Source organism: Desulfosporosinus sp. BICA1-9 (genome assembly GCF_000802135.1).
This window is the reverse complement of the sequence record NZ_JUEE01000153.1, coordinates 62,521-69,235: the sequence shown is the minus strand read 5'-3', so window position 1 is coordinate 69,235 and position 6,715 is coordinate 62,521. Positions and strand designations below refer to the sequence as shown.

The following is a 6,715-nucleotide window of genomic DNA, read 5'->3' as shown; positions in this document are numbered from 1 at the left end:
CCCGTCCGCCACTGCCCACGAAGTTCGACATTCGATATTCGATATTCGACCCAAGTAGTCTTTATGGTCTTTTACACCACACAAACTACCTTAAATCGAACCTCGAACCTCGAATATCGAACCTCGAGTAGGCCGTTCGACTTGCATGTGTTAGGCACGCCGCCAGCGTTCGTCCTGAGCCAGGATCAAACTCTCCAAAAAAAGTTATTCAAACTTCTACTATTGAAGAAGATGATTCGCTCATGATTTATTTTGAAACTCCTTCGAGTTTCTCTCATTGGCTGTCCTTGTTGTTTAGTTTTCAAAGACCATGACTCTTTAGCCATTTGCGGCCGGATTTACATCTTAGCATTTCCAACTCTCGTTGTCAACAACTAATTTCCGTAAGTTTTGATCTAGTTGCGTGAAGCCTTGACTCCTTGCATTTTCGATCACTGTGCGTCTTTGGCCATTTGGGCCGGATGCATATCGTAGCATTTCTAAGTCTTGTTGTCAATAACTAATTTTGCTAAGTTATATCGAACACAGATCAACTATTAACCTTTACTATTCGATCGCTATGCTCCTTTGAGGCGCTCGGTTATAATACCATCTTTGACAAGATGATGTCAATTATTATTTCACAATATACTTTTTTTATGCAGGTTCTCTAGAATTATTAGTGAACTTATCCAGTTCACTAGATATTATTCCTGAATGCTAACCGCTACTCCCTAGCGAACTATAATAATAATCCACCTAGTCCGTACAATATCATAAAATAAACAATTACTGACCCGCATTCTCTTCTTCCAATGATGATGCCACTTTGCGCCTAAGAATTGCCCTAAAAAAAAAGCCCCGAATAATATGGGAAAGGTCGTCCATTCCCACCCGAGATCGAATCGTATACGAAGCAACATAATCACGAGAACCGGTAAATGGACCGATAAAAACCATTGCCCTGTAAACTTCTTAACATTCCCTCTCCAATACCCAAAAGGGATATTTAACAACAACACTACAATTAAAACGATAACCCAAATCAAGTGCCCCATCCCCCAATTTCTCTGAATTCTTTGAACAATATCTTTTCTAAATAATGTTTACGAAACACCTTCTTGCAATATACATAAACAGATTACTCTCTCGAGAGGAGTGTGCTAATGTATGTTTGAGAAGTCGATCGTATTCAGTATTCGAAAGATCTCGGTTTTAGGAGTCATGATTGCAGTGATCATTTTAATTATCGGAGCTCAATCATTGCAATTGACCTCTACAGTGTCTTCCAGTCTAAAAGATAAAGTTATTGTAATAGACCCTGGACACGGAGGAGCTGACCCAGGGGCTCAAAATTCAGAGTTCAAAGAAAAAGACATAAATTTAGATATTTCTTTACGCTTAGGAAAGGTTTTAGATTCAATGGGCTGTATAGTAATACTAACACGCGAGGTTGATAAAGATTTTTTTCTCCCAGGGTTTGTCCTAGGGCGTATGGCTAAACGAGTAGAGTTGAACAACAGAATTCAGATAGCTACTGAAAACAATGCTGATTTATTTGTGAGCATTCATGCCAACAGTTTCCCCCAACGAAATTCCTACGGGATGGAAACCTATTACCATCAAAATTCTCCGTCAGGAAAAGTACTGGCGGAAATAATCCAAGCACAGCTTACGCAGCTTCAACCCGATAACAAGCGTAAAGCCAAGGCAGGAGATTATTATATTATTAATCAATCCGAAATGCCCTCAGTCATTGTAGAAGTAGGATTTATGTCTAATCCTCGAGAAAGAAAACTCTTGCTGTCGGACAATTACCGTGACTCAATCGCCCACGCCATAGGTACAGGGATTGAGCATTACTTTAATGCCTTTCCACTAGGTGTTCGAGAAAGCTCAACAACATTAGCACCCCCAGATGGTCCTCCCTTAACTCGCGGTGATACCTATAAACTCTACTTTTCAAACGACAACTTAGAAAACCTTGTTTCTGAAGATCGTTTAATTAATAGATCATCGTGGTCAACCCTAAATCTTGCTCAAAAAGCAAATCTTATCCTAATTCAACTTATTCGAGGCCCTCAGTCCGACAAACTCGTCCCTACACTTGCTCCAACAACGAAGATACTTTCCTTAACTGTTCAAAATGGCTTAGCTACAATTAACTTTAGTAAAGAGATCCGGGATGAGTTTCCCGGGGGGGCCTTAGAGGAGGATATTACTATAAGATCGATCGTTTGGTCTGTGATGCAAATCTCCGGAATTGACGGAGTTTGTATTCTTATTAATGGTGAACGTGGTGAATCCATAGGAGGGCATATCTTCCTAGATCATACGTTTACCACACAACCTGAAGTTCAAACTATGTCACGATCAAGTAATAATTAGAATGCTATTCTAGGGAAGACGAATGGCCTAGGCTAATCTTAATCCTAGGCCATGGTTATTAATCTAGCGATATTCCTTTACCCTCTGGTTGCATGAAAAACTCAATCTCATAACGATCACTTAACCAATTTGCCTTCCATTCATCCAATAACAAAACAGCGTAGTTTTCGTCTTTATCCATCACAACGGTACTCATACTTGATTCTGTCAGCAACTTAACCGTCTTAGGATCGCTTTTTACCCAACGTACGATTTCAAAGGGTAGGTGTTGAATATCCACCTGGACTCCATATTCTTCACGCAAGCGGTATTCTAACACTTCAAATTGCAATTGCCCTACCACTCCGATAATCGGAGCCTCAACTCCAACATTAAGATCTCGAAAGACGTGAATGGCTCCTTCTTCCTGTAATTCCTGAATCCCTTTAATGAATTGTTTTCGTTTTAAGGCATTTGCAATATTGATGCGCGCAAAATTTTCAGGGCTAAAGAAAGGCATTGCCTCAAACTGAAGTCCATCCTTTTCTGTGAGAACATCTCCGATTCGCAAAAGTCCACTATCATGAACCCCTATGATATCCCCCGCAAAGGCTTCATCAAGAATTGTTCGTTCCTGGGCAAACAGCTGCTGAGGCTGAGCAAGACGAAGTCGGCGATGGGAACGCGTATGAATCACATTCATACCTCGTTCATATCGGCCCGTGCAAATTCGGATAAAGGCGATACGGTCGCGGTGTTGTGCATTCATGTTAGCTTGAATTTTGAAAATATACCCTGAAAAACTGGGAGTTTCCGGGTTTAGATGACCAAGATTTGTGCTGCGCGGTTGTGGAGCAGGGGCTAGTTCTAAAAAACTATTCAAAAAGTTGGGAACACCAAAGTTATTCAGCGCACTCCCAAAAAACACGGGTGTCACTTCTCCCCGATCAACTCGTTCCTGGGAAAAAGCATTTCCTGCCATATCCAGAAGTTCAATTTCCTCGAAAAGTTGAGTGAGTAGACTATCTCCGATCCCTTCTTGTACTTTTGGATCGCTGAGAGCACCAGATACCGGTGGCTTAGCACTGAATTTACTACTACCTTCCACAAACCGCTCAACCTGCTCTGTTTGGCGATCATAAATTCCTTTAAAATCAGGGCCCATACCAATAGGCCAATTCATCGCATAGGATTCGACCCCTAAGACCTTTTCTACCTCATCCATTAGATCAAGAGGATCTTTCGCATTACGATCACATTTATTAATAAAAGTAAAGATTGGAATTCCCCGTTGACGACAGACCTGAAACAGTTTTTTGGTCTGAGTCTCAACTCCTTTGGCAGCGTCAATTAGCATTACCGCACTATCCGCAGCTGTCAACGTCCTGTAGGTGTCTTCACTGAAATCTTGGTGTCCTGGAGTATCAAGAATATTGATAACATACCCTTGATACTTAAATTGGAGGGCACTTGATGTAATAGAAATCCCACGTTGCCGTTCGAGATCCATCCAGTCTGACGTGGCATATCGTTCCGCTTTTCTGGCTTTGACTGACCCAGCTTCGTGAATCGCCCCTCCGAAAAGCAGCAGCTTTTCTGTTAATGTCGTTTTTCCCGCATCAGGATGGGAAATGATGGCAAAGGTTTTACGAGCATTAATTTCTAATTTTAATTCCATTTGGTTCAATGTCTTTAACTCCTTAACAAACTTTTGTCATACACCTTATTCAAATTTATATCTTTCAATGAACACTTTAATTTTTTAAATTCATAAAGACCTATTATAACACGCTTAAGTACATTTCTTCAAATCATTTATCCAGTTTTAAAGACCCCCACTTCTATAAGTGGGGGTGGTTTAAGTATAAAATGTAAGGTTGTAATAATTTCTGAATAGTACAAAAAGGGGAAGAATTGCTCTCTTTGTAAGAGCAATTCTTCCCCTTTTCATGACTCGTCGGGAGGCCGACCTTTTTCTTCTCACCATAAAATTAATGACCGCCCTTCGTATTCATTAACATCTCTTTAGTTATATCTGGGTTCTTCCGGGATTCCAAGAAGATGAACAGGTATGCTATTGCCGCACCCACTATCAGAGCAATCATTACTGACATAAAACCGTAGGAAGGCCCGTCGTAGATAGCCTGGTCATTTAACCACTTGACAATTCCTACAGTTTCAACATTGAAGGACTCATTACTAGTTCCTATAACCTTCCCACCCTTAATAAAATATACAGTGACATTACATTTTTCCTGGGGAATATTAGCAGGGAGTTGTAAACTTGCCTTAAAATTCCCGTCTTTAACCTGGACTGTACTTTCGTTTAGCCCGTACAATCCGGCTTTCTTGAAAATAGTTACCAGTGAACTTATAAATTCTTTCGACTGAGACTCATCCAGATTAACAGACCCGCTTTCACTATGCTTACTTACCTTAACTGCCTGATAAACAGCTGAGAAATTTTTATCAATACCTAATTCATTTTGAAGGTCTTCTGATAAGTCTGATACTGGTCTGGATGAAAGTACTTGATATAATTTAGGAACCTTGGCCACAGAAGTATTTTCGACATTCATCCAAAACAGACTTACCTTTCCTTTTTTACTCAAATTCAGGATTGAGTCGTTAGGGGAACTAACCTTAATATAGACTCCTGCATTGTCGGGAACGGATCCTGAGATATTTAGAATAGATCCTTTAAAACCTAATCCTACTTCTATTTTTTCCGGTGAAACCGTTAATTTGTTTTCTGCCGCCATTCCTTGGTGGGCTAAGGAAAAGAAGAATACTAGCCCCAGTAGTACTACCCCCAATCGTTTCATCAATGGCCACCCCCTATAGAAATTAAAGCGGATGGTGCCACAACCAGACTGAGCAGCATTTTAATCATTACCGCTAGAACAATCACGGAAAAAATTACTCTTAGCTGCTCAGCCGGAAGCTTTTTACCAAGCTTAGCTCCAAATTGAGCGCCAATGGATGAGCCAATCAACAAAACAATTGCCAAGACCACATCTACAGTGTGGTTTAGAGTACTTTGAGCCATTGTCACGTTGATGGCAGTAAAAATAATAACAAAAACGCTGGTTCCTACAGCCTTAATTGTCGGCATCCCTAACAGGTAAATCATCACAGGCAGCATGATGAAACCGCCGCCAACACCCATGAGAGCTGCTAGTATACCAATCAGTAAGCCAAGTAGGAAAAGTGAGATAACCGAACAATCAATACCCGACACCTCAAAATGCATTTTTATAGGCAACTTGTTCATAAGACGCATTGCCCCGGATTCCTTTGGGGTGCCTAAATCTTTTTGACCTTTCTTCCTTAAAGAATTAATACTTTCTATAAACATAAAGACCCCTACGCCAAGCAGCATGACTACATAAGTGGATTTTAGTACAAATTCAAAATTACCTAAGGACTGTAATATTTTTACTAGAGCCGTCCCAAAACTCCCCCCTATCAAGCTTCCAACAAGTATGATAAAGCCGAGCTTAAAATCTACATTTTTGTTTCTGCTATGAGCGATAGTACCGGAAACGGAGGCTGCTACAATTTGATTAGTATCAGAGGCAACAGCTACAGCAGGTGGTATACCCATCCACATAAGAAGTGGGGTTAATAAGAATCCTCCGCCAACTCCGAACAGACCAGAGAGTAAACCAACCATCCCACCCATACCAAGGATGGCAAAAATCGATATAGGCATTCTGGCAATAGGAAGGAAAATATCCATCATTCTCCCCCCCTATTGATATGAAAGGACACAGTTTTGTTTCTCATCATCAGTATTTTGCTGCAACAAATACCTGCCTTTTGAAGACCAATACCTAGGAGCATCGTTACCAACAACATTCCAGTTGAACCCCAGGTGAAGTTGGCAACTTGTGGATCTTCAGGAGTATAAACATTACCGTTAACATCTTTCCATGAGTACAGCTCTTTAGTATCATGATTTTGACTTACAATAACGTGCTTACTAGGATCGTAATAATGAGTGAAAACTTCTGACTTTAGTAAGTTCAGGCTTATCCAGAAGAAAAGGACAGAAAGGACTAACACTGCGCAACTTAACTTAAAACTAATTTTACCTAACTTTTCGACGTTCATTTCGGTCATGGCTATTCCTCCCCAAACGAATTTTTGGTATAACTTTACGTGCTACAAAGATAATGGTTAAAATAGTAAAAACCTATAGATGGAAGAGTCTCAAAATGCTTAAATAAGATTCATTTTTAGATGTGAAATAATTAATTTGTTATTAGGCTTGTAGTCCTCTTTAGTTAAATCACCACCTCCAAGAGACTGAAATTTTACCAACGATTTGTTTTCCGTATAAGCAATATAAGCAAAATCTATGCCA

At 40.2% G+C, this 6,715-nt stretch carries 5 protein-coding genes and 1 rRNA gene; 1 reads left to right on the top strand and 5 read right to left on the bottom strand.

The features are described 5' to 3' along the window. Window positions 1–201 (bottom strand): 16S ribosomal RNA (locus JL57_RS34865); the annotation flags it as partial. Between the two features lie 948 nt (window positions 202–1,149). Between JL57_RS34865 and JL57_RS19200 the strand changes: the two genes are divergently transcribed. Next, the gene (locus JL57_RS19200; protein WP_034143577.1) at window positions 1,150–2,367 is read left to right on the top strand and encodes an N-acetylmuramoyl-L-alanine amidase; all 1,218 of its coding nucleotides are present in this window, start codon (window positions 1,150–1,152) and stop codon (window positions 2,365–2,367) included. Window positions 2,368–2,425: 58 nt separating this feature from the next. Here the strand turns inward: JL57_RS19200 and JL57_RS19195 are convergent, their stop codons facing one another. The 4 genes from JL57_RS19195 to JL57_RS19180 form a co-directional block, all read right to left on the bottom strand. Continuing rightward, window positions 2,426–4,024 carry a peptide chain release factor 3 gene (locus JL57_RS19195; protein WP_034143591.1) on the bottom strand — a complete coding sequence of 533 codons (1,599 nt, stop codon included), beginning with the start codon at window positions 4,022–4,024 and terminating at the stop codon, window positions 2,426–2,428. Between the two features lie 313 nt (window positions 4,025–4,337). Beyond that, complete coding sequence (locus JL57_RS19190) at window positions 4,338–5,171, bottom strand: TIGR02186 family protein (RefSeq protein WP_045690960.1); 834 nt, start codon at window positions 5,169–5,171, stop codon at window positions 4,338–4,340. Next, window positions 5,171–6,088, bottom strand: coding sequence for a sulfite exporter TauE/SafE family protein (locus JL57_RS19185; protein ID WP_291300281.1), 918 nt, complete (start codon window positions 6,086–6,088; stop codon window positions 5,171–5,173). The genes JL57_RS19190 and JL57_RS19185 overlap by 1 nt, the downstream gene beginning before the upstream one ends. Continuing rightward, window positions 6,088–6,471 carry a hypothetical protein gene (locus tag JL57_RS19180; protein WP_034143575.1) on the bottom strand — a complete coding sequence of 128 codons (384 nt, stop codon included), beginning with the start codon at window positions 6,469–6,471 and terminating at the stop codon, window positions 6,088–6,090. The genes JL57_RS19185 and JL57_RS19180 overlap by 1 nt, the downstream gene beginning before the upstream one ends. Window positions 6,472–6,715: the final 244 nt, after the last annotated feature.

Bases quoted from the DNA above. Each gene is read 5' to 3' on its own strand.
- JL57_RS19200 (WP_034143577.1), top strand. From the start codon at position 1,150: ATGTTTGAGAAGTCGATCGTATTCAGTATTCGAAAGATCTCGGTTTTA.
- JL57_RS19195 (WP_034143591.1), bottom strand. From the start codon at position 4,024: ATGGAATTAAAATTAGAAATTAATGCTCGTAAAACCTTTGCCATCATT.
- JL57_RS19190 (WP_045690960.1), bottom strand. From the start codon at position 5,171: ATGAAACGATTGGGGGTAGTACTACTGGGGCTAGTATTCTTCTTTTCC.
- JL57_RS19185 (WP_291300281.1), bottom strand. From the start codon at position 6,088: ATGGATATTTTCCTTCCTATTGCCAGAATGCCTATATCGATTTTTGCC.
- JL57_RS19180 (WP_034143575.1), bottom strand. From the start codon at position 6,471: ATGACCGAAATGAACGTCGAAAAGTTAGGTAAAATTAGTTTTAAGTTA.